General features: G+C 72.1%; 22 protein-coding genes. 6 read left to right on the top strand and 16 right to left on the bottom strand.

The annotated features are described in order from the left end of the window. From ACFVTR_RS03340 to ACFVTR_RS03330, 3 genes are all read right to left on the bottom strand, one after another. A partial coding sequence (locus tag ACFVTR_RS03340) for an LGFP repeat-containing protein (protein ID WP_387034715.1) occupies nucleotides 1-1,622 on the bottom strand: 1,622 nt, incomplete at its 3' end. 112 nt (nucleotides 1,623-1,734) lie between these two features. After that, nucleotides 1,735-2,568 carry a glycosyltransferase gene (locus tag ACFVTR_RS03335; RefSeq protein WP_387034713.1) on the bottom strand — a complete coding sequence of 278 codons (834 nt, stop codon included), beginning with the start codon at nucleotides 2,566-2,568 and terminating at the stop codon, nucleotides 1,735-1,737. After that, nucleotides 2,565-3,515: a glycosyltransferase gene (locus tag ACFVTR_RS03330; protein ID WP_387034712.1), complete on the bottom strand. Its 951-nt coding sequence runs from the start codon at nucleotides 3,513-3,515 to the stop codon at nucleotides 2,565-2,567. Before ACFVTR_RS03330 ends, ACFVTR_RS03335 begins: the two co-directional genes overlap by 4 nt. Before the next feature lie 146 nt (nucleotides 3,516-3,661). Here ACFVTR_RS03330 and ACFVTR_RS03325 point away from each other — a divergent pair, with 146 nt between their 5' ends. Continuing rightward, nucleotides 3,662-4,801 (top strand): glycosyltransferase family 4 protein, encoded by a 1,140-nt coding sequence (locus ACFVTR_RS03325; protein ID WP_387034711.1) that lies wholly within the window; start codon nucleotides 3,662-3,664, stop codon nucleotides 4,799-4,801. 127 nt (nucleotides 4,802-4,928) lie between these two features. Here the strand turns inward: ACFVTR_RS03325 and ACFVTR_RS03320 are convergent, their stop codons facing one another. The 3 genes from ACFVTR_RS03320 to ACFVTR_RS03310 form a co-directional block, all read right to left on the bottom strand. Next, on the bottom strand, nucleotides 4,929-6,302 hold the full coding sequence (locus tag ACFVTR_RS03320) for an LCP family protein (RefSeq protein ID WP_387034709.1): 1,374 nt from the start codon (nucleotides 6,300-6,302) through the stop codon (nucleotides 4,929-4,931). Further along, nucleotides 6,299-6,766 (bottom strand): 5-(carboxyamino)imidazole ribonucleotide mutase, encoded by a 468-nt coding sequence (gene purE / locus ACFVTR_RS03315; RefSeq protein ID WP_387035375.1) that lies wholly within the window; start codon nucleotides 6,764-6,766, stop codon nucleotides 6,299-6,301. Before purE ends, ACFVTR_RS03320 begins: the two co-directional genes overlap by 4 nt. Before the next feature lie 120 nt (nucleotides 6,767-6,886). Beyond that, a complete protein-coding gene (locus ACFVTR_RS03310) occupies nucleotides 6,887-8,017 on the bottom strand; it encodes a 5-(carboxyamino)imidazole ribonucleotide synthase (protein WP_387034708.1) in 1,131 nt (376 codons plus the stop codon). Nucleotides 8,018-8,093: 76 nt separating this feature from the next. Between ACFVTR_RS03310 and ACFVTR_RS03305 the strand changes: the two genes are divergently transcribed. Then, a complete protein-coding gene (locus tag ACFVTR_RS03305; RefSeq protein ID WP_387034706.1) occupies nucleotides 8,094-8,732 on the top strand; it encodes a GtrA family protein in 639 nt (212 codons plus the stop codon). Between the two features lie 66 nt (nucleotides 8,733-8,798). On the opposite strand, the gene ACFVTR_RS03300 is transcribed toward ACFVTR_RS03305, so the two are convergent. The 3 genes from ACFVTR_RS03300 to ACFVTR_RS03290 form a co-directional block, all read right to left on the bottom strand. Then, nucleotides 8,799-9,662, bottom strand: coding sequence for a DarT ssDNA thymidine ADP-ribosyltransferase family protein (locus ACFVTR_RS03300; RefSeq protein ID WP_387034704.1), 864 nt, complete (start codon nucleotides 9,660-9,662; stop codon nucleotides 8,799-8,801). 128 nt (nucleotides 9,663-9,790) lie between these two features. Beyond that, nucleotides 9,791-10,348, bottom strand: coding sequence for a PH domain-containing protein (locus ACFVTR_RS03295; protein ID WP_387034702.1), 558 nt, complete (start codon nucleotides 10,346-10,348; stop codon nucleotides 9,791-9,793). 7 nt (nucleotides 10,349-10,355) lie between these two features. Beyond that, a complete protein-coding gene (locus ACFVTR_RS03290) occupies nucleotides 10,356-11,231 on the bottom strand; it encodes a biotin--[acetyl-CoA-carboxylase] ligase (protein ID WP_387034700.1) in 876 nt (291 codons plus the stop codon). 111 nt (nucleotides 11,232-11,342) lie between these two features. Here ACFVTR_RS03290 and ACFVTR_RS03285 point away from each other — a divergent pair, with 111 nt between their 5' ends. Together ACFVTR_RS03285 and ACFVTR_RS03280 are read left to right on the top strand one after the other, a co-directional pair. Then, nucleotides 11,343-12,941, top strand: a complete 1,599-nt coding sequence (locus ACFVTR_RS03285) for an acyl-CoA carboxylase subunit beta (protein WP_246191988.1) — start codon at nucleotides 11,343-11,345, stop codon at nucleotides 12,939-12,941. A 10-nt stretch (nucleotides 12,942-12,951) separates the two neighbouring features. Continuing rightward, the gene (locus ACFVTR_RS03280) at nucleotides 12,952-13,212 is read left to right on the top strand and encodes an acyl-CoA carboxylase epsilon subunit (RefSeq protein ID WP_387034698.1); all 261 of its coding nucleotides are present in this window, start codon (nucleotides 12,952-12,954) and stop codon (nucleotides 13,210-13,212) included. A gap of 392 nt (nucleotides 13,213-13,604) precedes the next feature. On the opposite strand, the gene ACFVTR_RS03275 is transcribed toward ACFVTR_RS03280, so the two are convergent. From ACFVTR_RS03275 to ACFVTR_RS03260, 4 genes are read right to left on the bottom strand one after another with little or no spacing between them, the layout of a single operon-like run. Then, complete coding sequence (locus tag ACFVTR_RS03275; RefSeq protein ID WP_376941105.1) at nucleotides 13,605-14,627, bottom strand: hypothetical protein; 1,023 nt, start codon at nucleotides 14,625-14,627, stop codon at nucleotides 13,605-13,607. After that, complete coding sequence (locus ACFVTR_RS03270) at nucleotides 14,624-15,910, bottom strand: sensor histidine kinase (protein WP_387034696.1); 1,287 nt, start codon at nucleotides 15,908-15,910, stop codon at nucleotides 14,624-14,626. The genes ACFVTR_RS03275 and ACFVTR_RS03270 overlap by 4 nt, the downstream gene beginning before the upstream one ends. Further along, nucleotides 15,897-16,586: a response regulator gene (locus ACFVTR_RS03265; RefSeq protein ID WP_376941107.1), complete on the bottom strand. Its 690-nt coding sequence runs from the start codon at nucleotides 16,584-16,586 to the stop codon at nucleotides 15,897-15,899. The genes ACFVTR_RS03270 and ACFVTR_RS03265 overlap by 14 nt, the downstream gene beginning before the upstream one ends. A 20-nt stretch (nucleotides 16,587-16,606) precedes the next feature. Next, nucleotides 16,607-17,968 carry a class I SAM-dependent RNA methyltransferase gene (locus tag ACFVTR_RS03260; protein WP_387034694.1) on the bottom strand — a complete coding sequence of 454 codons (1,362 nt, stop codon included), beginning with the start codon at nucleotides 17,966-17,968 and terminating at the stop codon, nucleotides 16,607-16,609. Nucleotides 17,969-18,014: 46 nt separating this feature from the next. On the opposite strand from ACFVTR_RS03260, the gene ACFVTR_RS03255 reads away from it, so the two are divergent. Together ACFVTR_RS03255 and ACFVTR_RS03250 are read left to right on the top strand one after the other, a co-directional pair. Then, the gene (locus ACFVTR_RS03255) at nucleotides 18,015-18,668 is read left to right on the top strand and encodes a Maf family protein (RefSeq protein WP_387034692.1); all 654 of its coding nucleotides are present in this window, start codon (nucleotides 18,015-18,017) and stop codon (nucleotides 18,666-18,668) included. A gap of 92 nt (nucleotides 18,669-18,760) precedes the next feature. Beyond that, entirely contained in the window at nucleotides 18,761-20,533 is a 1,773-nt protein-coding gene (locus tag ACFVTR_RS03250) for an acetyl/propionyl/methylcrotonyl-CoA carboxylase subunit alpha (RefSeq protein ID WP_387034690.1), read from the top strand. 92 nt (nucleotides 20,534-20,625) lie between these two features. Here ACFVTR_RS03250 and ACFVTR_RS03245 read toward each other — a convergent pair whose 3' ends face one another. The 3 genes from ACFVTR_RS03245 to ACFVTR_RS03235 all read right to left on the bottom strand — a co-directional run bounded on the left by ACFVTR_RS03245 (nucleotide 20,626) and on the right by ACFVTR_RS03235 (nucleotide 25,183). Further along, nucleotides 20,626-22,077, bottom strand: coding sequence for a flavin monoamine oxidase family protein (locus ACFVTR_RS03245; RefSeq protein WP_387034688.1), 1,452 nt, complete (start codon nucleotides 22,075-22,077; stop codon nucleotides 20,626-20,628). Between the two features lie 130 nt (nucleotides 22,078-22,207). Beyond that, a complete protein-coding gene (locus ACFVTR_RS03240; RefSeq protein ID WP_387034686.1) occupies nucleotides 22,208-23,707 on the bottom strand; it encodes an APC family permease in 1,500 nt (499 codons plus the stop codon). Nucleotides 23,708-23,752: 45 nt separating this feature from the next. Next, complete coding sequence (locus ACFVTR_RS03235) at nucleotides 23,753-25,183, bottom strand: NAD(P)H-quinone dehydrogenase (protein ID WP_387034684.1); 1,431 nt, start codon at nucleotides 25,181-25,183, stop codon at nucleotides 23,753-23,755. Nucleotides 25,184-25,231: the final 48 nt, after the last annotated feature.

Genomic DNA, 25,231 nt, shown 5'->3' with positions numbered 1-25,231 from the left:
GCCCCGTCGTACAACAGGTACCCGCGCTCGAACCGCTGCGACGACCACCCCGACCCCTCATCGACCACACCGGCGATCGGATACCCCAGCACACCGCTTCCCCCGCGCAGTGCCGTCCAATTGGTGCGGAAGACACCCGACACCGCAACGCCGCCCACCATCGTCACGGTTCCCGCCGGCGCCTGCGCCAAACGAGCCCCGACGAAGTTCTGCGTCCACCCCGCCGCGGCCGAACCCGACGGCGACGCCGTCGGCGCACCGATCGCGCCGCCGAGCCCACCACGCGCCTTCCAGTAGTCCCAGATGCCCGACGGCAACCAGTACATGATCTTCCGAGCCCCGTCGTACAACAGGTACCCGCGCTCGAACCGCTGCGACGACCACCCCGACCCCTCATCGACCACACCGGCGATCGGATACCCCAGCACACCTTGAGACTGTTTCAACGCCTTCCAGTTGGCGAGGTACGGTTCGCTGACACGATATCCACCCCGAACGGCGATACCGCTCGCAGGCTTCCAGCTCACGAAGCCGAACTCGAACGACTGCGTGTGTTCGATCGCATCCGCCCCGGCGACATCGGATACCGGGTACCCCAATCGGCCGGCCGGTCCGCCGTTCGCGTAGTAGTACGTGGCGATCGAAGCCGCCGTGCGGAACGTACCGAGATCTGCACGGTAGACGAGTTGCCCGCGCTCGAACCGCTGAAGAATGCCCCCGCCGCTGACCGACTGGGCCGCCGCGATCGGCGGCCCGAGGCGCCCGTCTGCACCACCGTGCTGCAGCCACGCCGACATGAGCGAGGGGTGCACCTGAATCGCGGTCGACCCGAACCAATCGGTGAACATCCGCCAGAAGTTCCGGTTCCCGTAGCTCGAGCATGCGTCGCCGGTGCCGTACAGGTTCCGCAGCGCCGCGGCGTTCGGCCGGTACGGCGTGTACAGGTAGAGACCGGCGGTCGCCTGGTTCTGGATGTACACCTGCGAGGTGCCGCAACCGGCGTTCGGATGCCACTGAATGGTGTTGTAGCGACCGGCCTGATACGCGCGGATCGTCGGGCGTGCGCGGTACTTCTTGAACTGCCAAGCCGCGTGGTACACCTGATTGAAGAAGCCGTAGTAGTTGATGTCGCAGTCCGCCGTGTCCGGGCACCCGTAGCCGGTCGCCGATCGGTACTGCCGCGACGTCGGCCAGGTGTCGGACACCAGCCCCTGCTCCTTCTCGAGCAGGACGAGCATGCTCTGCGGGTTGATCCCGCAGGCACGCGACACCTTGTAGATGATCAGGGCGGCGGACTCGTTGGCCTGTCCCGCGTATGCGGCGCATCCTTCGCTTCGCGCGGGCTGCGAAGTCGTGGTCTGTCGAAAGCCCTTGAGGCAGACGTATCCGGAGCGACAGGTCGGCACCTTGGCATTGAGGAAGGACTGGATCTGCGCGACGGTCATCGTCGCACTGTTGTAGAAGACCGAGTCACTGATGATCATGCCCGGGTTGAAGTCCGCGCCCTCCGCGGCCGCCGCCGGTTCCTCGTTCGCGATCCCGTCGGCCGTCGCGAGCCCGATGGCGAGAACAAACGCCGTGAGTACCGCGAGATACCGCGGCTTCCGTCCCTTATGCAACATCCGAACCGCCTGCCCCCCCGAACTCCGGCTCCGCCCATGCTATCGACCCGAGCGCGGGAAGCGGTGATGCGGCGTTCCCGCGCGCGTCGGCCGGGGGCCTTCGCCCGTCCGGTCAGTCGATCGCGCCGCCCCGCGCGATCAGCCGCCGATACGCGACCTTGCGCACCCGCTCGGGCACGAAGCGGTACGCGCCCCGCACGGTCACGTTCCGGAGGTACTCCCACCGGCTCGTGAAGCGGATCCTCCGCAACGCGCGCTGCAGCTGCAGCTCGCTGCGCCACTGCGCCCGTCCGCCGCGGCGGGCGTAGGCGCCCGCGCCGACGCGGTACATCACGAGCGGTTCGACGAGGTTCTCGACGGATGCCCCGGCGTCGATCATCCTCGCGAACAGCCAGTAGTCCTCCATCAGCCCGAGGGGCTGGTAGCCGCCCGCGCGTTCGACCGCGCTCCGCCGGTACATGACCGTCGGGTGGCTGAACGGGTCGTGGAAGCGGGCGTAGCGGGCGATCTCGTCGTGCCCGGTGCGCGGGGTGCGCCGGCCCACGATGGCGCCGCCGTCGTCGAGGAACTCGAACATGCCGGTGCCGAGCAGGTCGACCCCGCCCTCGATGACCGGGAGCTGGCGGGCGAAGCGCTCGGGCAGCGAGATGTCGTCGGCGTCGATGCGGGCGACGATCTCGTGCTCGCAGAGGCCGAGCCCGAGGTCGAGCGCACGGGCGAGTCCGACGTTCTCGTCGATGACGTGCCGGGTGACGGGCACGGGGCTCGCGTCGACGACCCGGTCGATCGCGGCGGCGAGCTCGTCGCCGACCGGGCCGTCCTGCACGAGGACGACCTGCGACGGCTTGACGGACTGCTCGCCGACGCTCGAGGTGAACGCCTTGGCGAAGTGCGCGGCGTCGTCGCCGCGGTAGACGGGCATGAGCAGCGAGAAGTCCGCGCTCATGCAGGCTCCACCTGCACCACCGCGTCGCTCGCGCGACCGAGGCCGGCGAGCGCCATCGCGTTCGGTCGCGGCCGGGTGCGGGTGCCGTCGCGGTAGCCGCGGCGCCAGCCGTCGCGGAGCACCGTGCGATCCTCGGAGCGCGCGAAGGTGCGGATCCAGCGGCGGACGCTCGACGCGCCGTACACCGCCTTCTCGAACGGGCCGAGGCTCTGCGACCGCCGGAACATCCACAGCTTGTTGCGCACCTCGTAGTAGAAGCGCGGCCCCGGGTCGGCGTCGGTGGCGCCGAGCACCTTCGTCTTGTGCACGACGACGGAGGCGGGCACGTGCAGCCCGCGCCGACCGCGCAGGGCCCGCGTCGAGTACTCGAAGTCGTCGTTCCAGATGAAGTAGTCGGCGATGGGCAGGCCGATCTCGCGCACCACGTCGGCGCGCACGAGCATCGAGACGAACGAGGTGCTGCGAATCGGGATGCCGCCGCGGCGCGCCGCGGCGACGCGCTCGTCCTTGCCGACGAAGGGCTTCTCGCGGGGCGTGTTCATCGGGTGCTCGGTGCCGTCGTGCCAGACCACGCGGGACCCCGCCACGACGTGGTCGGTGCCGTCGACGGCGTTCAGGAGCTCGGCGAGCGCCCCCTCCGTCGGCACGGTGTCGTCGTCCATCAGCCAGAGCCAGTCGGGCTCGTGGTCGGCGAGGGCGACCGCCATGCCCGCGGCGAAGCCGCCGGCGCCGCCGGTGTTGCGCGGCAGCGTGACGAGGTCGACGAGGTCGCCCGCGGCGCGTGCGACGTCGGCCGAGGCATCCGTGGAGGCGTTGTCGACGACGACGACCTTCGCGAGCGCTGCGCGCTGCGTGCCGAGCGCGTCGAGGACCTCGGCGAGGAGCTCCGCCCGGTTGTAGGCGACGACGACGGCGACGACGCGCGGTGGCAGTGGTGACGGACTCATCGACTCTCGCTGATCTCGGGAAGGCTCCCCACTATCTTGCCCTGTCCGCGGCCGCGAGCTTTCCACAGCGGGGCCCCTCACGCCCGATTCTCGGGGAGCGGACGATAGATTGGGGGATTCGACCGTACGACACTCGAAGGAGGGGCATGCCCACGACGCTTCGGATGATCGTCGACCAGGTGGTCGCACCGGTTCCCGGCGCGCTCGGCCGCTACACCCAGGCGCTCACGACCTGGCTCATCGACACCGCCCCTCCGGGGTGCGAGGTCGAGGGGGTCGTCTCGTCGTCGCTGCCGAGCGACTACGAGCTGGTCCTCGAGCGTTTCCCGGGCCTGTCGGGGCTCTACAAGTCGAGCCTCGCGCGACGCGAACTGGTCGCCGCGTGGCAGTTCGGCCTCACGACCTCGCCGGGCGGCGGCATGATCCACGCGCCGAGCCTGTTCGCGCCGCTGCGCCGGCACGACGCCGCTGCGGGGGTCGACCAGACGGTCGTCACCGTGCACGACCTCCTCGCGTGGACCCACCCCGAGTCGCTCACGACGACCACGGTCGCGTGGAACAAGGCCATGATGAAGCGCGCGCGCAAGCACGCCGACGCGATCGTGGTGCCGACGCACGCCCTCGCGGAGCGGCTCGCGATGGTCGCCGAGTTCGGCGACCGGGTCCGGGTCATCGGCACCGCCCCGCGCGTCGGGCTGAAGCTCCCCCGCGACGCCGCGGACCGCGCGGCCCGCTTCGCGCTGCCGCGCGACTACCTCGTCACGGCGGGGTCGCTCGACCCGCGCAACGGCGTCGTCGACCTGCTCGAGGCGCTCGGTCGCCCCGACTCCCCCGACATCCCGGTCATCGTGCTCGGCCCCGAGAACTGGGGCGAGCTGCATCTCGCGACAGTCGCCGAAGAGGCCGGGGTCCCGCGCGGGCGGGTCAGGGCGCTCGAGCTCGACGACCCAGCCGATCTCGCCACGGTGCTCTCGGGCGCCACCGCGTTCGTCGCCCCGAGCCACGACGAGGGCTCGGGCACCTCGCTCATCGAGGCGTTCAGCCTGGGCGTCCCCGTGATCCACTCCGACACCCCCGCATACGTCGAGGTCGGCGCGGAAGCCGGGCGCGCCGTCGCCGTCGGCGGCGGTGCCGGCTACGCCGAGCGCCTCGCGGCGGCGATCACCGCGGTCGTCGAGGACTCCGAGCTCGCCGATCGCCTCTCGATCGCCGGCACCGACCGGGCGCAGGCCTTCACCTGGCGCGACTCGGCCGAACGCGTCTGGCAGCTGCACGCCGACCTCTGAGCCGGTCGCGGCCGGCGACTCGTGGAGCAGGGCCGCGCTCGACAGCGCGCGCTGCAGCCCGCGCACGGCCGTGCGCAGGCGCACCGCAGTGCGCGGCGCGACCGCGCGACGGCGACCGCGCTCGCGACTACTCCGCCGGCTCCTCCGTCGCGGGCGGTGCGATCGCGTCGGCGACGAGCTGGCGGATGTACTCGTAGTCGGGGTCGGTCGGGTCGATGCCGTTCTCGGGAGTGAGCTCGACGTGCTGCATCGGCAGCTCCTTCGTCTTCATCCCGAGGTTCACGAAGTAGCCGAGGCTCGACTGCGGCATGTCGGTCTTCACCGTGTCGGCGCCGGCCGCGGCGACCTCCTGGAACTTCGCGAGCACGTTGGTCGGCGTGAACTGGCGCAGGATCGCCTCCTGCAGCACGCGCTGGCGGGCCATCCGCTCGTAGTCGCCGCCGGCGACGCCGTAGCGCGCACGGCCGTACCAGAGCGCGTGGTAGCCGTCGAGGTGCTGCTGGCCGGGCTCGATCCAGCCGTCGACGCCGTTGTTGTCCTCATCGCCGCCGATGGGGATGCGGCTCTCGACGTTGATGTCCACCCCGCCGAGCGCGTTGATGAGCGCTTCGAAGCCCTGCATGTCGATGAGCGCGTAGTACTGGATGTCGAGCCCGGTGATGCCCTCCGCGGCGTCGCGCATGCCCTCGATCCCGGGCTCCGAGCCCTGCGCGACCGCGTTCGGGTACATCTCGGGGCTCTTCAGCTCGACCTCGGTGTACACCGAGTTCAGCTGGCAGACGTCGACCTCGCAGCCGTCGATCGCGCCGTAGCCCTCGGGGTAGACCTCGGCGAGCGGCGAGCCCTCCGAGAACGGGAAGTACTCGAGGTCGCGCGGCAGGCCGATCGTGACGGCCGAGCCGGTCTCGGCGTCGATCGAGACGATCGACATGCTGTCGGGGCGCATGCCCTCGCGGTCGGGGCCCGAGTCGCCGCCGAGCAGCAGGATGTTGTAGCGCCCGTTCTCGTCGGGCGGCAGGCTCGGGCCGGCGACGAACATCGACGAGATCACGCCGCCGGTCGTCGTGGCGAGGTAGGCGCCGTAGGCCGCGGTGCCCGAGACGAGCACCATGACGACCGTCGTGAGCCCCGCGATCCAGCCGCGCGCCGACGGCGAGGTCTTCACGATCCGCACGAGCCGCAGCGTGTCGAGGGTGAGCACCACCCACAGCACGGCGTAGAAGGCGAGCACGAGGGCGACGAGCCACAGCGTCCACGGCGTCGAGGCGATCGTGAACAGCGCGGTGCGCCAGAACAGCCACGACAGCAGGGCGAGCACGGCGAGCACCCACAGCACGAGGGTCGCGCCGAGCCCGAAGCGTCCGAGCCGCCGGTTGCCGGCGAGCACCTGCGGCGCCCCGGGGATGAGGAAGTTGAGCACGACGAGCCACCAGCCGCGACGGGTCATCACGGTGCGCGAGGCGACATCCGGGTACCGGATGGGGCTTGCTGCGAGGCTCATCGCGACTGCTTCAACCGTTCGTTCTTCTCCTCGACGAGCGCGGCGAGGTCGCGCGCATAGCGGTCGAGGGCCTCGGCGATCGCGGGGTCGGATGCCCCGAGCACGCGTGCGGCGTAGAGTCCGGCGTTCTTCGCCCCGCCGATCGCCATGGTCGCGACGGGGATGCCGCCGGGCATCTGCACGATCGAGAGCAGCGAGTCGAGGCCGTCGAGCTTCGCGAGCGGCACGGGCACGCCGATGACGGGCAGCGTCGTGACCGAGGCGAGCATGCCGGGCAGGTGCGCGGCACCGCCGGCGCCGGCGATGATGACCTTCAGGCCGCGGGCGGCCGCCTCCTTGCCGTAGGCGATCATCTTCTCGGGCGTGCGGTGCGCCGAGACGACCTCGACCTCGTGGGCGATGCCGAATTCGTCGAGCACTGCGGAGGCCTCGCGCATGACGTTCCAGTCGGAATCGGAACCCATCACGACGCCCACGAGGGGGCTGGTGTTCGTCTCAGTCACTTGATCGAGTGTACGGCCGCGTGCTGGGAGATGCCCGCAACGACACCACGGCGCGGGCGGCACCGGCCGCCGACGGCCGACTCAGTCCTGGAAGAACGCGGCCGCGGCGCGCGCCTCGTACACGACCGAGTCCAGGTCGTCGCCCGTCGCGGTGACGTGGCCGATCTTCCGGCCGGGGCGGGGCGCCTTGCCGTAGTTGTGCACCTTGACCGTGGGGTGACCGGCGAGCGCCTCCGCATAGCGGTCGGTCAGCGCGCCCTCGGCCGGGCCGCCGAGCACGTTGACCATGACCGACCAGTCGCCGTGGCTGCCGGTGGCGCCGAGCGGCAGGTCGAGGACCGCGCGCAGGTGCTGCTCGAACTGCCCGGTCGTCGATCCGTCCATCGACCAGTGGCCGCTGTTGTGCGGGCGCATGGCGAGCTCGTTCACGAGGATGCGGTCGTCGGTGGTCTCGAAGAGCTCGACCGCGAGCACCCCGGTGACGCCGAGCCCCTCGGCGATCGTGATGGCGACCTCGGCGGCGACGTCGGCGAGGCGGCCCGCCGAGCGGGGCGCCGGCGCGATCACCTCGCTGCAGACACCGCCCACCTGCAGGGTCTCGACGACCGGCCAGGCCGCGATCTCGCCGCTCGGGCGGCGTGCCACGAGCTGCGCGAGCTCTCGGCGGAAGTCGACGAGCTCCTCGACGAGCAGCGCGCCCTGACGGCCGTCCTCGACGATCGTCGTGAACCATTCGGCGACCTCGGCGGCGCCGCGCACCACGCGGACGCCCTTGCCGTCGTACCCGCCGCGCGGCGTCTTCACGACCGCGGCGCCGCCGTGCTCGGCGATGAACTCGTCGAGCTCCTCCGCGGTCTCGACGCGCGCCCAGTCGGGCACCGGGAGGCCGAGCTCGGAGAGCCGCTCGCGCATGACGAGCTTGTCCTGGGCGACGGCCAGCGCCTCGGGGCCGGGGTGCACCGCGATGCCGGCGTCGACCATGGCGCGGAGCACGTCCTGGGGGACGTGCTCGTGATCGAAGGTCACGACGTCGACGGTCTTCGCGAACGCGAGCACGGTCGCCGTGTCGGTGTAGTCGCCGACGCGCTCCGCGGCGATCTCGGCCGCCATCCCGTCCTGCTCGGCGAGCACTCGGAGGTCGACTCCGAGTTCGATCGCCGCGGGAATCATCATCCGGGCCAGCTGTCCGCCGCCGATCACTCCGACCCGCACCCCGTGCACTCCATTCGTCGTCGGGCGCCCGAACGGCGCCCAGTCCAGTCTAGGCGGCGCGGAATAAGATGTGTCGGTGTCCACCAGCATCGCCGACGTCGCCGCCCGCCTGTGGCACGGGCTCCTCGCGTACGCGGTGAAGTTCGGCGTCGTCGGCCTCATCGGGCTCGTCATCGACGTGGCGCTCTTCAACGCCCTCCGGCTCGGCCTCGCGGGCGACGACACCTGGGCGCAGTCGGCGATCGGCGCGAAGACCATCTCGACGAGCGTCGCGATCGTGTTCAACTGGCTCGGCAACCGGTACTGGACCTTCCGCAAGCACCGGCGCCGCAACTACCTGCGCGAGTTCGCCGAGTACGTGATCGTCTCGCTCGGCGGCATGGCGATCTCGCTCGCCTGCCTGTGGGTCAGCCACCACCTGCTCGGCTACACCACGCTGCTCGCCGACAACATCGCGACGAACGTCGTCGGCCTCGGGCTCGGCACGGCGTTCCGCTTCGTGCTGTACCGGTACTGGGTGTTCGGGCACCATCGCGCCGACGGCCTCTCGACGCTCGCGCGCGTCGAGGAGGCCCAGCGCACCCTCTTCGAGGAGCCGGATGCCCCGGCGCCGGCCGATGCCGCAGACGTCGTGGCCGAGGCATCCGACCCGGAGCCCGACGCGGTCGCGCGGTCGCGGCGGCCCGCCCCCTCGACGAAGGCGGGCCGACCGTAACGGGTCAGTCCCCGTCGAGCTCGATCTCGCATCGCGCAGCCTGGAACCACGGCCGACCGTAGCGGGTCAGTCCCCGTCGAGCTCGATCTCGGCCGGCTGGAACCACGGCGGGTAGACCGCGACCTTGGCGCGGACGCCGACCGCGGCGAGTGCGGCCCGCACCCGGTCGCGCACCTTGTCGTTGCCGACGGCGATGAGCGCGATGCGCTCGAGCGGCACCTCGCCGCGGGCGAGGAACTCGGCCGTGCGGAGGCGCGCGGTCTCGTCGGCGTGCACGAGGCGTCGCAGCAGCCGCTCGACGTCGGACCACTCGATCGCGAGCTCGGCGCCGGGCAGCGCCGCGTCGGTGTCGCTGACGATGACGGCGCCGGGCTCGGTGAGCGCGCCGCGGGCGGCGGCGACCGATCCGACGAGGATGACGTGGTCGGCCGCGGGACGGAGCACGGCGTCGTCGCTGAGGCGCGGGTCGGGGCTGGCGGTGCGCACGGCGTCCCAGACGAGCGCATCGGGCGTAAGCAGGAAGGGCACGTAGTCGGCGAGGGTCGCGTCGACGCCGGGGACGGACTGCTGCCGGCGGAACTCGCGGACGGCGGGCGCCGCGACGTCGACGACCGGGTTGGCCCCGCCCGCGTCGGAGAGGATCGCTCCGGCGCCGAGGATGCGGCCGAGGTTGTCGAGGTGCGTGACGTGGTAGATGCGGATCGTGCCGACCTCGACGGGCGGCGCCGTGAGCGGACGGCCCGTGAGCGTCGGTGCGGCGCGGCCGGCGCCCGAGGAGGCGGTGCGCGTGGAGGCCGTGGCCGTCCGTGCGCTGCCGCGGGTCGATCCGCGGACCGGTGCGGTCGCCGTGACCTTCTGCTCGGGCTCCTTCGGGGGGAAGCACGTGGCGCAGAGGCCGTCATCGAAACCGTGGATGCATTCGTCGCCCAAAGGGGAACCTCTCGTCGCGCGGCTCGCACTCGGGGGCGTGCGAGAACCGACGGACAACTTTACGCGCTCCGGCGAGGTTCCGCGGCCGGGTCGGGATGGGCGTCCGGTTCGGTCGGCGTCGGGACCGGTCAGCGCCCGCCCCAGGCGACGGTGTCGCCGTCGAGCAGGGTCGCGGCAGCGGGCCCGCGCGGCGCGGGGCCGTGCGCGGTCTCCATGAGCTCGTGGAGCGCAGCCTGCACGAGCTGCGGCTTCGGCAGGTCGCGGAGGACGACGGGGCGCTCCTGGCCGACGTCGATGCGCACGTCGCCGGAGCCGAAGAGGCTCTGGCCCGGGGTCTTGCGGACGCTGACCTCGCGGACCCGGGCGTGCGCGACCTCGTTGCGCACGCGGACGAAGACGCCGCGGCGCATGATGATGCGCCGCGTCGTGATCGTCGTGCGGCCGGTGAGCCAGGCCAGGTACGGCAGGAGGCAGGCGAGGACGACGACGAGCAGCGCTCCCCCGAGGAGCGCGAGCAGCTGCCAGAGCTCGCCCACGAACCCCAGCGCGTACCCGGTGCCCGCGGCGACCGCGACGAGCACGATCACCGGCAGGATGAGCACGCGCGCATGGCGTCGCAGGCGCGCGACCACTCGCTCGGCCGGCGGTGCGGTCGGCGCGGCGGCAGACGCGTCGGCTCTCGTCATACGCCCATTAATACCGCAGGTGCGTCACGTCGCCCGCGGCGACAGACCAGGGTTCGCCGTTCTCCCGATCGATGACGACGAGCCGGCCGTCGGCGTCGAGCCGTTCGGCGCGACCGAGCAGTTCGCGGTCGCCGGGCAGCTCGACGCGCACCTCGCTGCCGAGGGTGCCGCAGAGCGCGGCGACCCGGCGATCGACCCCGGATGCCGCGGGGTCGGCGCCCGCGGCGCAGAAGTCGTCGAAGAGTGCGAGGAACCGCGTCAGGTAGTCGGCGAGCACCGCGTCGCCGTCGGGGCGCACCCCGGTGGCGAGCAGCAGCGAGGTCGAGGTGAGGGTCGGCAGGTCGTGCTCGTCGAGGGTGAGGTTGAGCCCGGCGCCCACGACGACCGCGCCGGGGGCGTCGCGGTCGGGCGCCTGCAGCAGCTCGGAGAGGATGCCGCAGATCTTGTAGCCCGAGACGAGCACGTCGTTCGGCCACTTCAGCTCGACGTCGACGACGCCGCTCCGGTCCTCGTCGTCGTGCTCGGGGTCGGCGGCCGCGCGGACGGCGGTGGCCGCGTCGACCGCGCCGCGCACGGCCTCGGTCATCGCGGCGCCCGCGATGAGCGGGATCCACCCGTAGCCCGAGACCGGGAACGGCCGCCCGCCGGGCAGCTCGGGCCGGAGCAGCATCGAGATCGCGAGGGTCTTGCCGGTGGGGGCGAGCCAGGTGCGGCCGAGCCGGCCGCGCCCCTTCGTCTGGTTGTCGGTCACGATCACCGCGCCGTGGGGCCAGCCCGGGGCATCCGCGCCGGTGGCCGCCTCGCGCAGCTCGTCGTTCGTCGACCCCGCCTCGGCGAGGAACTCGAAGCGCGGCACGGCCGCGCGCGATCGCTCCCATTCCATGCCGACCACACTAGCCACGGACGGCTTTGTACGAAGTCGGCCAACTCGCGGACGGAATTGTAGGAAACCGTCAACGAAGTCGGCCGGATGCTCGCCGGTAGAGTGAACGGCGTGACCGAAGCGACTGACGGCCCCGACCTCTCCACCACCGCCGGCAAGCTGGCCGACCTCAAGCTGCGCTACCACGAAGCGGTGACCGCGTCGGGTGAGGCGGCGATCGAGAAGCAGCATGCCAAGGGCAAGATGACGGCGCGCGAGCGCATCGCCGAGCTCCTCGACCCGGGCTCCTTCGTCGAGCTCGACGAGTTCGTGCGCCACCGCACGCACGCCTTCGGCATGGACGCGAAGCGCCCCTACGGCGACGCGGTCGTCACGGGCACCGGCACGATCCACGGCCGGCAGGTCGCCGTGTACTCGCAGGACTTCACGATCTTCGGCGGTTCGCTCGGCGAGGTCGCGGGCGAGAAGATCATCAAGGTCATGGAGCTCGCGCTGAAGACGGGCGTGCCCATCATCGGCATCCTCGACTCGGGCGGCGCCCGCATCCAGGAGGGCGTCGTCGCCCTCGGCAAGTACGGCGAGATCTTCCGCCGCAACACGCAGGCCTCCGGCGTGATCCCGCAGATCTCGATCATCTGCGGCCCGGCCGCGGGCGGCGCGGTCTACTCCCCCGCGCTCACCGACTTCGTGATCATGGTCGACAAGACGAGCCAGATGTTCGTCACCGGCCCCGACGTCATCAAGACCGTCACGGGCGAGGACGTCGGCATGGAGGAGCTCGGCGGCGCGCTCACCCACAACACCGTCTCTGGCGTGGCGCACTACCTCGCGAGCGACGAGTCCGATGCGCTCGACTACGCGCGCACCCTCGTCTCGTTCCTCCCCGACAACAACATGACGGATGCCCCGGTGTACGACGCCGAGGTCGAGCTCGAGATCACCGACGACGACAAGCGCCTGAACACGGTCATCCCCGACTCCCCGAACCAGCCGTACGACATGCACACCGTCATCGAGGGAATCGTCGACCACGGCGACTTCCTCGAGGTGCAGCCGCTCTACGCCCCGAACATCGTCGTCGGCTTCGCCCGCGTCGAGGGCCGCACGGTCGGCATCATCGCGAACCAGCCCTCGCAGATGGCCGGCACGCTGAACATCGCCGCCGGCGAGAAGGCCTCGCGGTTCGTGCGCTTCTGCGACGCGTTCTCCATCCCGATCCTCACGCTCGTCGACGTGCCCGGCTACCTGCCCGGCACCGACCAGGAGTGGACGGGCGTGATCCGCCGCGGTGCGAAGCTGCTCTACGCCTACGCCGAGGCGACGGTGCCGCTCGTCACCGTCATCACCCGGAAGGCCTACGGCGGCGCCTACATCGTCATGGGCTCGAAGCAGCTCGGCGCCGACATCAACCTCGCATGGCCGACGGCCGAGATCGCCGTCATGGGCGGCCAGGGCGCCGTGAACATCCTCTACCGCGGCGAGATCAAGCGCGCCGAGGAGGCGGGGGAAGACGTGGCGGCCGTGCGCACGAAGCTCGCGAACGAGTACACGTACAACGTGGCCTCGCCGTTCCTCGCGGCCGAGCGCGGTGAGCTCGACGGCGTCATCGAGCCCGCCGCGACCCGCGTCGCCGTCGTGAAGGCGCTGCGGGCGCTCCGCACCAAGCGGGCGAGCCTGCCCGCGAAGAAGCACGGGAACATCCCGCTGTAGGGCGGCGACCATGTCTGCACACGAAGATTCCGCCGTGGCCGCGAACGACGCCGCGGACGACCCGCGCGCCGCTGAGCTGCGCATCCTGACGCGTTCGGTGAGCGACGAGGAGACCGCCGCGGTGACCGCGGTGCTCCTCGCCGCCGCCGACGCCGAGGTGCCCGAGGCCGACGAGGTCGCGCCCGGCCGCAACGCGTGGGTGCGCAGCGGCGGCGCGATCCGCCGCCCCGTCGAGGTCGGGCCCGGCCGCTGGGTCGGCTCGGTCCGCTGAGGCGCTCCGCGTCGCTGTCCCCCGTTTCACCGAGCCATGCCGTCGTTCGGCGACCCCGCACCCGCCGCACGCCACACGGGGGGACCCGATGGGGGACACGGATGTCCCCCGAAATGCTGACTATGCGGACCGTGCTCGAACGAGCAGTATTGATCTTGCAGGCTCCACAGGAGTCGCCACTGTCATCGGTCGGGTAACCGGTGACTGTTGGGGGCGAGCCAGGGCGATATTCGGGTTGTCGCCGTGGCTCGGGCTTGAAGGGGGACCGGTCGGGGATCGGTCCCCCTTCCTCATGTCCGCTGCGGACGCGCCGTCGAGCCGCCTCGGAGCGGCTCACCGGGCACGGCCGGGCATGGCCGGGCACCGCCGCGTCACACGTCCCGTGTCGCGCCTCACGCCCGCTCGCGCGGGATCTCCAGCCAGAGCTCGACCTCGAGGTCCTCGGTGTCGCCCGACGCCGCGTGCTCCTCGTCGTCGGCCGCGTCGACGAGCCCCACGACCGTCACCGCGGTCGGCGAACCCTCGGCCGCCGTGCGCGCGATCAGCCGGTCGGCGGTCGACGAGGCGATCGCCTCGGCCAGCTGGGAGAGCACGCGGTCGCGCGCGGCCTCGTCGAGGTCGTCGATGCCGCCCTCGTCGAGCAGGGTGACGATCACGCCGCGCTGACGGGCGCGCTGCACCTCGGCGCGCACGACGTCGGTGAGGAGCATCCGCCCCCGGATCTCGTCACGGATCGTCGCCTCGAGCAGCCGGCACTCCGCCCGCTGCATCTCGTCGAGCCGGCCGTCCCGGTCGGCGATCCGGCGGAGCATCGGCGCGGCGACCCGGTTCGTGTGCGCGAGCCGCATGCGGCCCTCGAAGAGGTGGGCGTCCTGCGCCGCCTGCCAGGCGGCGGCCTCCCGCTCGGCCTGGGCGTATCGCCGGGTCTCGCGTCCGGCGTTCGTGAGGGCGCTCGTGAGCATGTGGGCGATCGCGACCCAGACGAGGCTGCCGATGACTCCGAGCGCACCGAGCGCGAGCGGCCCGGCCCACAGCATCGTCTGCACGGCGAGCGCGATCACACCGATCCAGGCCGTGATGAGCCGGCGTCGGGCGGCGGCGATCGTCATGAGCGTGCCGACCGCCGCGACGTACCAGGTCGCGTAGCCGTTGTCGACGGCGGGGTCGAGCTGGCTCGTCACGAGGAGCGGCAGCACGATGCTCACGGCGAGATCGAAGGCGGCGAGCCAGTCGGGCATCCGCACCCGGCGGGCCGGCCAGAGGCTCGCGACGGTCGCCGCGGTGTAGAGCACGAGGGCGACGACGGTCGGCCACGGCGAATCGGGGACCTCGAGCGAATAGATGCCGAGCACGACGTGGTACGCGGAGAAGAGCGCACCGAGCACGAGCAGGAGCCACCGCGGGATCGTGATCATGCGCCGCCTCCCGTCGCGGGTGCGGCGCCGGGCGCACCGCCGGATGCCCCGGGGTCGCCGCCGAGCGCACCCGCCGGCCACGCGAGCGTCACGGTCGTGCCGTGGCCCGGGCGCGACGCGATCTCGGAGGCGCCGCCCACGTTCGCGATCCGCTCCTCGATCGACACGCGGAGCCCCAATCGCTCGCTCGGCACCCGGTCCGGATCGAATCCGATGCCGTTGTCGGCGATCTCGATGACGCAGCCGCCCGCGCGCACGCCCCTGATGCGGATCTCGCGCCGCGCGCGACGCCCGGGCTCCTCCGCGTGCTGCACGCTGTTGACCATCGCCTGCACCGACGCGGTGTAGAGCGCGTCGACGACCTCGACGGGCAGTTCGACGCCGCCGGCGTTCACGACCCGGACCGCGAAGTTCGTGTTGAACGTCGTCAGGGCGGCGCGGAGGCGTCGCACGAGCACCGACAGCCCCACCCGGTCGAAGGCCCGGGGACCGCTCGCCCCGGCCTCGTCGAGCCGCTCCAGCGCATCCCTCGCCATCCTGGCGGCGAGCTTCTCCTCGCCCTCGCTCCTCGCCGAGGCGGCCGAGAGCAGCGTCGTCAGCACGCTGTCGTGCACGAGCGCGTCGACCTTGACGCGCTCGGTCTCGGTCGCGTGCTGCCGCGCGACGAGGTCGTACCGTTCGAGCGCGGCCTCCTGGGCGGCGTCGACCGCCGAGGCCGCCTCGCGAAGCATCGTGATGATCGCGAGCACGACGACGCCGAGCACGACGGCATAGAGGGCGTCGAGCACCGCGAGCAGGGGCGGGGCCTGCCCGCCCGACGGGGTGGCGCGGATGACCCCGTACAGCGCCGGCACGATGAAGGTGTAGGCGGCCGCCCAGACCGGCGGAAGCGCCACGACGGCGCAGGTCGTGGCGACGGTGCAGAGGTAGTACAGCCAGGGCACCGCGCCGTCGAGCGCCTCGGGGTCGCTGACGAGCAGCGGCCAGACGATGAGCGCCGCGACGTAGAACCCGGCGAAGACGAGGCACGCGGTGCGCACCGCGACCTTCGCGACCGTGGCGACCGCGAGGGCGGCGATCCCGCCGAACAGCGCCGCCATGAGCGCCGCCCCCGCACCGACGCCGAGGGCATCAGCCTGGTCGAGTGCGAGCGGCAGCGACTGCGCCCCGAAGACGAGCCCCACCACTCCGAGCGCCCGCGCGATGATCGTCTCGATCTGCGCGCGGGTGACCGCGGGCTTGCGCTGCGGAAGGCGGGGCACCCGCCACTCAGCGGCGGCCATCTCCGCTCTCGGCGTCGAGGCCCGGGAGGATGCCGTCTTCGACGGCGCGCCGCAGCAGGTCGACCTTCGTCGGGGCGGGGCGGCCGATCTCGACGTACTTCGCGCGGATCCGGTCGAGGTACTCGCGCGCCGTGGAGTGGGCGATGCCGAGCTGCATCGCGACCGCCTTCAACGGCAGCCCCGAGGCGTAGAGGTGCAGGACGTCGCGCTCGCGCCGCCCGAGCTGCGCCTTCGCGAACTCGCGGTCGGCCTCGATCGCGCTCGCCCATTCGACGTTGGTGAGCACGCCGCCGCCGGCGACGGTCGCGATCGCGCCGATCACGGCGGACATCGGCGAGGCCTTCGGGATCACGCCCGCGGCGCCCGCGGCGAGCGACTCGCGGACCGCGGCGACGCGGTCGGCGATGCTGTGCACGAGCACGGCGCTCCCGGTCGCGAGCACGGCGCGCACGTTCTCGGTCACGGTGGTGCCGTCGCCGAGCGAGAGGTCGAGCACGACGACGTCGCAGTGCCGCGCCTCGATCACGGGGAGCAGTTCGGCCACGTCGGCCGTGTCGGCCATGACCTCGTAGCCCGCGGCCTCGCACGCGGCGCGCAGGCCGATGCGCACCGCCTCGTGGTCGTCGACGATCGCGACCGTCGCCGCCGGCTCCGTCGTCTGCGCGTCCTCCGCCACAGGCCCCCCTTCCCGTCGACTCACACGATAGCGGTCAGACGCGCGACCGCCTCGACGTGATGGGTGTTCGGGAAGAGATCGAAGGCTCGGACGGCGTCGAGCCGGTAGCCGTGCTCGGCGAAGAACCCGACGTCGCGGGCGAGCGCGACCGGGTCGCACGCGACGTAGACGAGCTGCCGCGGGGCGAGGGCGGCGAGGCGTTCGACGACCTGCCGACCGGCGCCCGAGCGCGGCGGGTCGAGCACGATCGTCGCGGCGCGCAGCCGCTCGCGCTCGGACGGGCTCGCGGTCGCGGCGAGCTCGTCGAGGTAGCGGTCGACCCTGCCGGTGACCGCGCGCGCGCCGACCCAGTCGGCGAGGTTCGTGCCCGCGTGCTCGGTGGCGCGCGCGTCGGACTCGACGGAGGTGATGCGCACCGTGTCGCCGAAGCGATCGCCGATCGCGGCGGCGAGCAGGCCCACGCCGCCGTAGAGGTCGTGGTTGGCGGCCCGGGGATCGAATCGCTCGTCGTCGACGAGGTCCTGCACGGCAGCGCTCAGCGTCGCGGCCGCACCTCGGTGCACCTGCCAGAATCCCCCGCGGTCGAGCCGGAAGACGCGGTCGCCGACCTGCTCCTCGATGCGTTGCGTGCGACCGCCCCGCGTCGCCTCGCCGGTGTCGACGACGACCCAGGGGTTGCCGAGCGACGGGGCGACGAGATCGACCGACCGGGCGCCGGCGAAGCGTTCGTCGAGCGGCGCGAGGTGCGCCAGCTCGGGCACGGCGAGCGGCACGGATGCCACGGGCACGACCCGGTGGCTGCGTGCCGCGTACGGGCCGACCCGGCCCTCGGCGTCGACCTGCAGCCGGAGCCTGGTGCGCCATCCGGTGCCGAGCTCGGGGTCGGCGCCGGGGGCGAGCGCCGGGTCGACGGCCTCGACCTCGACGGCCTGCTCGACCCCGCCGAAGCGCGCGAGCGCGTCGACGAGCACCTCGCGCTTCAGGTCGCGCTGGCGCGCCATGGCGATGTGGCCGAACTCGGCGCCGCCCGCACGGTGCTCGGGGGCGCGGTCGACCCCGGCCTCGGCCCAGGGGTGCTCGCGGCGGTCGGGCGAGGCATCGAGCACCTCGAGCGTCTCTGCGCGCCAGAACTTGGCCTTGCCGGTGTCGGTGACACGAGCGCGCACGCGCTCGCCCGGGATGGCGTCGGCGACGAAGACGACTCGCCCCTCGTGGCGGGCGACGGCGACGCCGCCGTGGGCGATCCGTTCGACGTCGAGTTCGAGCACGGGGCCGTCGAGCCGCGGTTCTGCGGGTGCGGGGCGGGCCGGGCGGGGTGCGGCGCCCTGCGCACGCGAGGGACGGCGCGCGGTGCTGCGGCGTCGACGATCGGGATTCACCATGCCTCGAGCATTCCACAGCCGCCCTGAGTGCGGGCAGGATGGGGTGATGCGCCTCTACCTCGCCTCGACCTCCCCGGCACGGCTCCAGACCCTGCGCACAGCGGGCATCGAACCGATCGCCGTCCCGCCGGGCGTCGACGAGGCGGCCGCGGTCGCCGCGCACGAGGCGGAGTCCGGCCCGCTCGAGGCGCCCGAGATGGTTCAGCTGCTCGCCCGGGCCAAGGCCGAGGCGCTCATCGGCGCCCGCCCGGGCGGCGAAGAGATCGACGGGCTGATCCTCGGCGGCGACTCGGCCTTCCTCACGGGCGGGGCGATCCACGGCAAGCCGCACACGCCCGACGTGGCGAAGACGCGGTGGCTGGCGCAGAACGGCGGCCACGGCGACCTCTGGTCGGGCCACTGGCTGATCGACCACCGCGGCGGCGAGGTGCGCGGCGCCGTCGGCCGCGCCGACATGGCGACGGTGCGCTTCGCCGCCCTCGACGAGACCGAGATCGACGCGTACATCGCGACGGGCGAGCCGCTTCTCGTGGCCGGCGCGTTCACGGTCGACAGCCTCGGCGGTCCGTTCATCCGCCGCGTCGAGGGCGACCCCTCGACGGTCGTCGGGCTCTCGCTCTCCACCCTGCGCGACCTCGTGCGCGAGCTCGGCGTCGACTGGACCTCGCTCTGGAACCGGGGCGGTGCCGCCGCGGGGTGACCCCGCGATTGTCGTCTGCCGCAAGAGACATCCATTCATTTTGTGGAGGTCGTCCAAAGTCAGCGCCGCCGTGCGCAATAGGCTTGGGAACTATGCCGCGTATCACCAAGGTCCTCATCGCCAACCGTGGAGAGATCGCCGTCCGCGTGATCCGCGCCGCTCGCGACGCCGGCATCGGCTCGGTCGCCGTCTACGCCGACCAGGACCGCGACGCCCGCCACGTGAAGCTCGCCGACGAGGCGTACGCCCTCGACGGCACCACGAGCGCCGAGACCTACCTCGTCATCGACAAGATCCTCTCGGTCGCCCGCCGCTCCGGCGCCGACGCGGTGCACCCCGGCTACGGCTTCCTCGCCGAGAACCCCGACTTCGCTCGCGCCGTCATCGACGCCGGCCTCATCTGGATCGGTCCCTCGCCCGAGGCGATCGAGCGCCTCGGTGACAAGGTGTCGGCCCGCCACGTCGCCGAGAAGGTCGGCGCCCCGCTCGCGCCCGGCACCCTCAACCCCGTCGCGGATGCCTCGGAGGTGCTCGACTTCGTCGACGTCCACGGCCTGCCCGTGGCGATCAAGGCCGCCTTCGGCGGCGGCGGCCGCGGCCTCAAGGTCGCCCGCACCCGCGACGAGGTCGCCGAGCTGTTCGAGTCGGCCACCCGCGAGGCGGTCGCCGCCTTCGGCCGCGGCGAGTGCTTCGTCGAGAAGTACCTCGACAAGCCCCGTCACGTCGAGACGCAGTGCCTCGCCGACGAGCACGGCAACGTCGTCGTCGTCTCGACCCGCGACTGCTCGCTGCAGCGCCGCCACCAGAAGCTCGTCGAGGAGGCCCCGGCGCCTTTCCTCACCGAGGCGCAGCGCACGGCCCTCTACGAATCGTCGAAGGCGATCCTCAAGGAAGTCGGCTACGTCGGCGCCGGCACCTGCGAGTTCCTCATCGGCCAGGACGGCACGGTCTCCTTCCTCGAGGTGAACACGCGCCTCCAGGTCGAGCACCCCGTCTCGGAAGAGGTCACCGGCCTCGACCTCGTGCGCGAGCAGTTCCGCCTCGCCGAGGGCGGCGTGCTCGACTACGACGACCCCGAGACGGTCGGCCACTCGATCGAGTTCCGCATCAACGGCGAGGACCCGGGCCGGGGCTTCCTCCCCGCGCCGGGCCCGATCCACCAGCTCCGCTTCCCGGGCGGCCCCGGCATCCGCGTCGACTCGGGCGTCACGAGCGGCGACGAGATCTCGGGCGCGTTCGACTCGCTGCTCGCGAAGCTCATCGTCACCGGCAAGGACCGCGCGGAGGCGCTCTCCCGCGCGCGTCGCGCGCTCGACGAGTTCGAGGTCGCCGGGCTTCCGACCGTGCTGCCCTTCCACCGCGACATCGTGAGCAACCCCGCGTTCGCCCCCGAGGGCGATGCACCGTTCTCGATCTACACGCGCTGGATCGAGACCGAGTACGACAACCGGCTCGAGCCGTGGTCGGGCGAGCTCGAGGAGACCGCGGGCCCGGCGGCGCGCACGAACGTCGTCGTCGAGGTCGCCGGTCGCCGTATCGAGGTGAGCCTCCCGAAGCGGCTCGCGGGCGGGTCGTCCGCCGCGTCGCGCACCGCCGGCCCCGCGCCGCGCCGGCGCACCGGATCGCACGCCGTCGACACCGGCACCGGCGACGCCGTCAAGGCGCCGATGCAGGCGACGGTCGTGAAGGTCGCCGTCGCCGAGGGCGACAAGGTCGTCAAGGGCGATCTGGTGCTCGTGCTCGAGGCCATGAAGATGGAGCAGCCGATCGTCGCGCACAAGGACGGCGTGATCGGCGCGGTGAATGCCGAGGCCGGCGCGACCGTCTCGAGCGGGCACCTGCTGCTGTCGATCGCCGACGCCTGATCCAGAACCGACGCCGAACGGGGCGTCGCGAGCGATGACCGCTCGCGACGCCCCGTTCCCGTCGTGCGGTGCTCGGCTGCCGTCCGGCCCGCTCAGCGCGCGGCGAGCGCGGCGAGCGCCTGCCTCGCGGCCGTGACTCCGGAGTTGCGCGAGGAGTGGATCGTGCTGGTGACCATGCCGGCCCAGAAGACCGTGTCGCCGATCGGCCCGTTGAGGCCCGTGCGCCGCGAGAACGGGCCGGGATAGGCGCCCCGGGCGAACTCGTCCTCCGACCAGTCGTAGGTCGACGCGTTCACCTGCTGCAGGCTTCCGTCGCCCACGGCGGTCCGCACGTTGTCGAGGGCGGCGGCGAGGCGCTCGGACTCGGGCAGGTCGAGCAGCTCCTGCGCGACGCCGCCGGTCGCCCACGCGACGGCGATCTCACCCGGGTACCCGGGAGTGCCGATCGAGGCGTTCCAGAGGGTCGGCGGGCGCTTCGAGAACGTCGTCATCACATCCCACTCGCGCGGCACCGGGTGACCGGGCGGCAGCACCGGCCCGGCGAACTCGAGGATGCCCTTGAAGACCGGCAGGTACTCGATCTCCTGGAGGGCGTCGCGCCGCTCGGGCGGCAGCGGCGGATCGAAGGTCACGTCGCCGTGCTTCAGCACGCCGCCGGGCAGCGCGACGACGAGGGTCTTCGCCTTGTAGTCGCCCCGGCTCGTGCGCACGTCGACCCGCCCTGCACGATGCTCGACGGTGTGCACCCGCGTGCCGAGGCGGATCGGCAGCCCGGCGGCGAGCGGGCGGAGCACCCGGTCGTAGCCGCCGATCACGCGGTGGTCGTCGTAGGGCTCGGCGAACGGCGTCTCCGCCGGTACGTCCTGCTCGGCGATGGCCCACGCGACCGTGTCGACGACCCACTCGGCGGGCAGCACGTCGAACTGCTCGGAGTCGACCTCGATCGCGGCGAGCAGGATGGGGCGGTTCTCGGGCGAGATGCCCGCCCTGGTCAACCACGCCAGTGCCGTCTCGCCGGGATCGGGCTCGGGCAGCGGCCCGGTGGGCGCTCCGAGCGGGAACTTCAGCGAGGCGTAGGTCGAACCGTCGACCCACGGCGTCGTCGGCGCGAGCCGCCCGCGGATCGACTGCTGGCGCCGCGTGGCGATGCCCTCGGCCTGGATGAGCTCCCAGGTCGAGGCGCGGCTGCCGTGCACGAGCTCCGCGCCGCGCTCGACCGGGATGGACATGCTGGTGCGGTCGGTCCACATGCGGCCGCCGATGCGGTCGCGCGCCTCGAGCACGAGCACGCGTCGGCCCGCGTCGGCGAGGGTGCGCGCCGCGCCGAGACCGGATGCCCCGGCGCCGAGCACGATCGCGTCCCACATGCGGTGGTCGGAGCCGGTGGTCTCGGGGCCGGTCGTGGCGCCCTGCGGCCGGGCGCCGGCGGTCAGCATGAGCGAGGCGGCCCCGGCCGCCCCCAGGCCGAGCACGGTGCGCCGTGCGGGTCGCGCTCCCCCGCCCCCGGCCTCCGTCATCGTGTCGATCTCGCGCGCATGGGACATCTCCGCCTCCTGGAACCTCGTCGTCACCCGGTGGGGTCGGTCGCGGCGCTGCTCGATGCGACCGATCCGATTGCCCGGAGACTATCGATTCGAAAACGCGGTTGTCAACGTTGTTGACACGCTTGCGCGGTCAGGTGCCCTGGGCGGTCGGCACCTCGACCTCGCTGACGCTGCCGGCCATGCGCGAGTGCCGGCGACCGTAGAGCAGGTAGATGACGATGCCGATCGCGAGCCACACGAGGAAGCGCACCCACGTGAGGGTCGTCAGGTTGAACATCAGCCAGAGGCAGAGCGCCGCCGAGATGATCGGCAGCACGGGCGAGAACGGCACCCGGAACCCGCGCGGCAGATCGGGCCGGGTGCGCCGAAGCACCACGATGCCGATCGACACGAGCACGAACGCCGAGAGCGTGCCGATGTTGATCATCTCCTCGAGCAGCCCGACATCGGTGAAGGCGGCGACGAAGGCCACCAGGGTGCCCGCGATGATCTGCACCCGGGCGGGGGTCTTCGTGTGCTCCGTCGTCTTCGACAGCCACCGCGGCAGCAGTCCGTCGCGGCTCAGCGCGAACACGATGCGCGAGAGCCCGAGCAGGATGATCATGATCACCGTGGTCAGGCCGGCGAGCGCCCCCAGCGAGATCACGGCCGACGCCCAGTCCTGCCCGACGAGACGGAAGGCCGTCGCGAGCGACGGCGTCTCCTCCTCGGCGAGCTCCTGGTACGACACCATGCCGGTCATCACGATCGAGACGAGCACGTAGAGCAGCGTCACGATGCCGAGGCCGATGAAGATGCCGCGGGGCAGGGTCCGCTGGGGTTCACGCACCTCCTCGGCGCTGGTGGCGACGACGTCGAAGCCGATGAAGGCGAAGAACACGAGGGCTGCCGCCGCGAGCATGCCGAACACGCCGTACTGCGCGGGCGCGGCGCCGGTCGCCCAGGAGAACAGCGACTGCGTCCACGCGTCGGTCGCGCCGCCCTCGGTCGGCACGGCCTCGGGGATGAAGGGGGTGAAGTTCGCGGCCTTCACGAAGAAGAAGCCGACGACGATCACGAACAGCACGATCGCGACCTTGATGATCGTGAAGACGGCGCCGACGCGCGCGGTGAGCTTCGTGCCGGCGACGAGGAGCGCCGTGAACACCGCGACGATGAGGAACGCCGGCCAGCTCACCTCGAGCCCGCCGATCTGGAAGGTCGGTTGGAACGGCAGCCCGAAGGCGAGCAGCGCCTCGCCGAGGTAGACGCCCCAGTACTTCGCGAGCACCGCCGCGGCGGTGAAGAGCTCGAGGATGAGATCCCACCCGATGATCCAGGCGAGGAGCTCGCCCATCGTCGCGTAGGTGAAGGTGTACGCGCTGCCGGCGACCGGCACGGTCGAGGCGAACTCGGCGTAGCACATGATGGCGAGCCCGCACGTGACGGCCGCGAGCACGAACGAGATGATCACGCTCGGCCCGGCGAAGTTCGCGGCCGCCTGCGCCCCGACCGAGAAGATGCCGGCGCCCACAGCGACCGCGATGCCCATGAGGGCGAGATCCCACGTGCCGAGCGAGCGCTTGAGACTGCGCTCCTCGTCGTGGGAGTCGGCGATCGACGCCTCGACGGACTTCACTCGCAGCTTCATCGCTACCCCCTGGGTTCGGCGCCGCCCCCGCGGCACTCGATCACCTCAGCGTACGACGTGCATGGCCCTCGCGGCATCCGTCAGCGAACCGCTGAGCGACGGATACACCGGGAACGCCTCGGCGAACTGGTCGACGGTGAGCCGGTGCTCGACCGCGAGCGCGAGCGGGAAGATGAGCTCGGAGGCCTTCGGCGCGACGATGACGCCGCCGATGATCGACCCCGAACCGCTCGAGGCGAAGAGCTTCACGAAGCCCTCCCGGATGCCCATCATCTTCGCGCGCGGGTTCGACGAGAGCGGCAGCTTGTAGACGACGCCGGGAACGACGCCCTCCTCGATCTCCTTCTGCGTCCACCCGACGGTCGCGATCTCGGGCTGCGTGAAGATGTTCGAGGTGATGTTGCGGTTCTCGGGCGGGTTCACGATGTCGCCCATCGCGTGGAACACGGCCGTGCGCCCCTGCATGGAGGCGACCGAGGCGAGCGGCATGAAGGTCGTGCAGTCGCCCGCAGCGTAGATGTTCGGGATCGAGGTGCGGGCGACCCGGTTGACCCGGATGTGCCCCGAGTCGGCCAGCTGGACGCCGGCCTCCTCGAGGCCGAGCTCGCGGGTGTTCGGCACCGAGCCGACCGCCATCAGGCAGTGGGAGCCCCGCACCTCGCGGCCGTCGCCGAGCGTCGCGACGACGGAGTCGCCGTCGCGCACGACGGACTCGGCGCGCGACTTGTTGAGGACCTTCATGCCGTTGCGCTTGAAGACCTTCTCGATCACGGATGCCGCGTCCGCGTCTTCACCCGGAAGGACCTGGTCGCGGCTCGAGATGAGGGTGACCTTGGCACCGAGCGCGCGGTACGCCGAGGCGAACTCGGCACCGGTGACGCCCGAGCCGACGACGATGAGGTGCTCGGGCACCTGCTGGAGCGAGTAGAGCTGGGTCCAGGTGAGGATGCGCTCGCCGTCGGGGACGGCGGTCGGCAGCACGCGAGGGGTCGCGCCGACCGAGAGCACGAGCGTGTCGGCCTCGATGCGGTCGAAGTCGGTGCCGCCCTTCGCGGTGGCGACGATGACGGCGTTCGGCCCGTCGAGGCGCCCCTCGCCGTGGACGAGGTGCACCCCGGCCTCGATGAGGTTCGAGCGCATGTCCTCCGACTGCTGCGCCGCGAGGCCGAGGAGGCGCTTGTTCACGGCGGCGAGGTTGATCGCGACGCTCGGCTTCACGGCCTTCTCGGAGTCGCCCTTCGCGTAGAACTGCACGCCGAGGTCGGCGGCCTCCTTCACGGCGTTCGAGGCCTCGGCGGTCGCGATGAGCGACTTCGAGGGCACGACATCGGTGAGCACGGCCGAACCGCCGACGCCGGCCCGCTCGATCAGGGTGACCTCGGCGCCGAGCTGTGCGGCGGCGAGGGCGGCCTCGTACCCGCCGGGTCCTCCTCCGAGGACGGCGATCCGTTGCGTGCGCTCGAACTCGTAGGACATGCTCATATTCTGCCAGTCCCATGGGCACGGCCAGCACATGAGCAGCTT

The sequence above is a fragment of the Agromyces sp. NPDC058126 genome (genome assembly GCF_042884595.1).
Classification (GTDB): domain Bacteria; phylum Actinomycetota; class Actinomycetes; order Actinomycetales; family Microbacteriaceae; genus Agromyces.
This window is presented reverse-complemented; position numbering and strand designations above follow the sequence as displayed.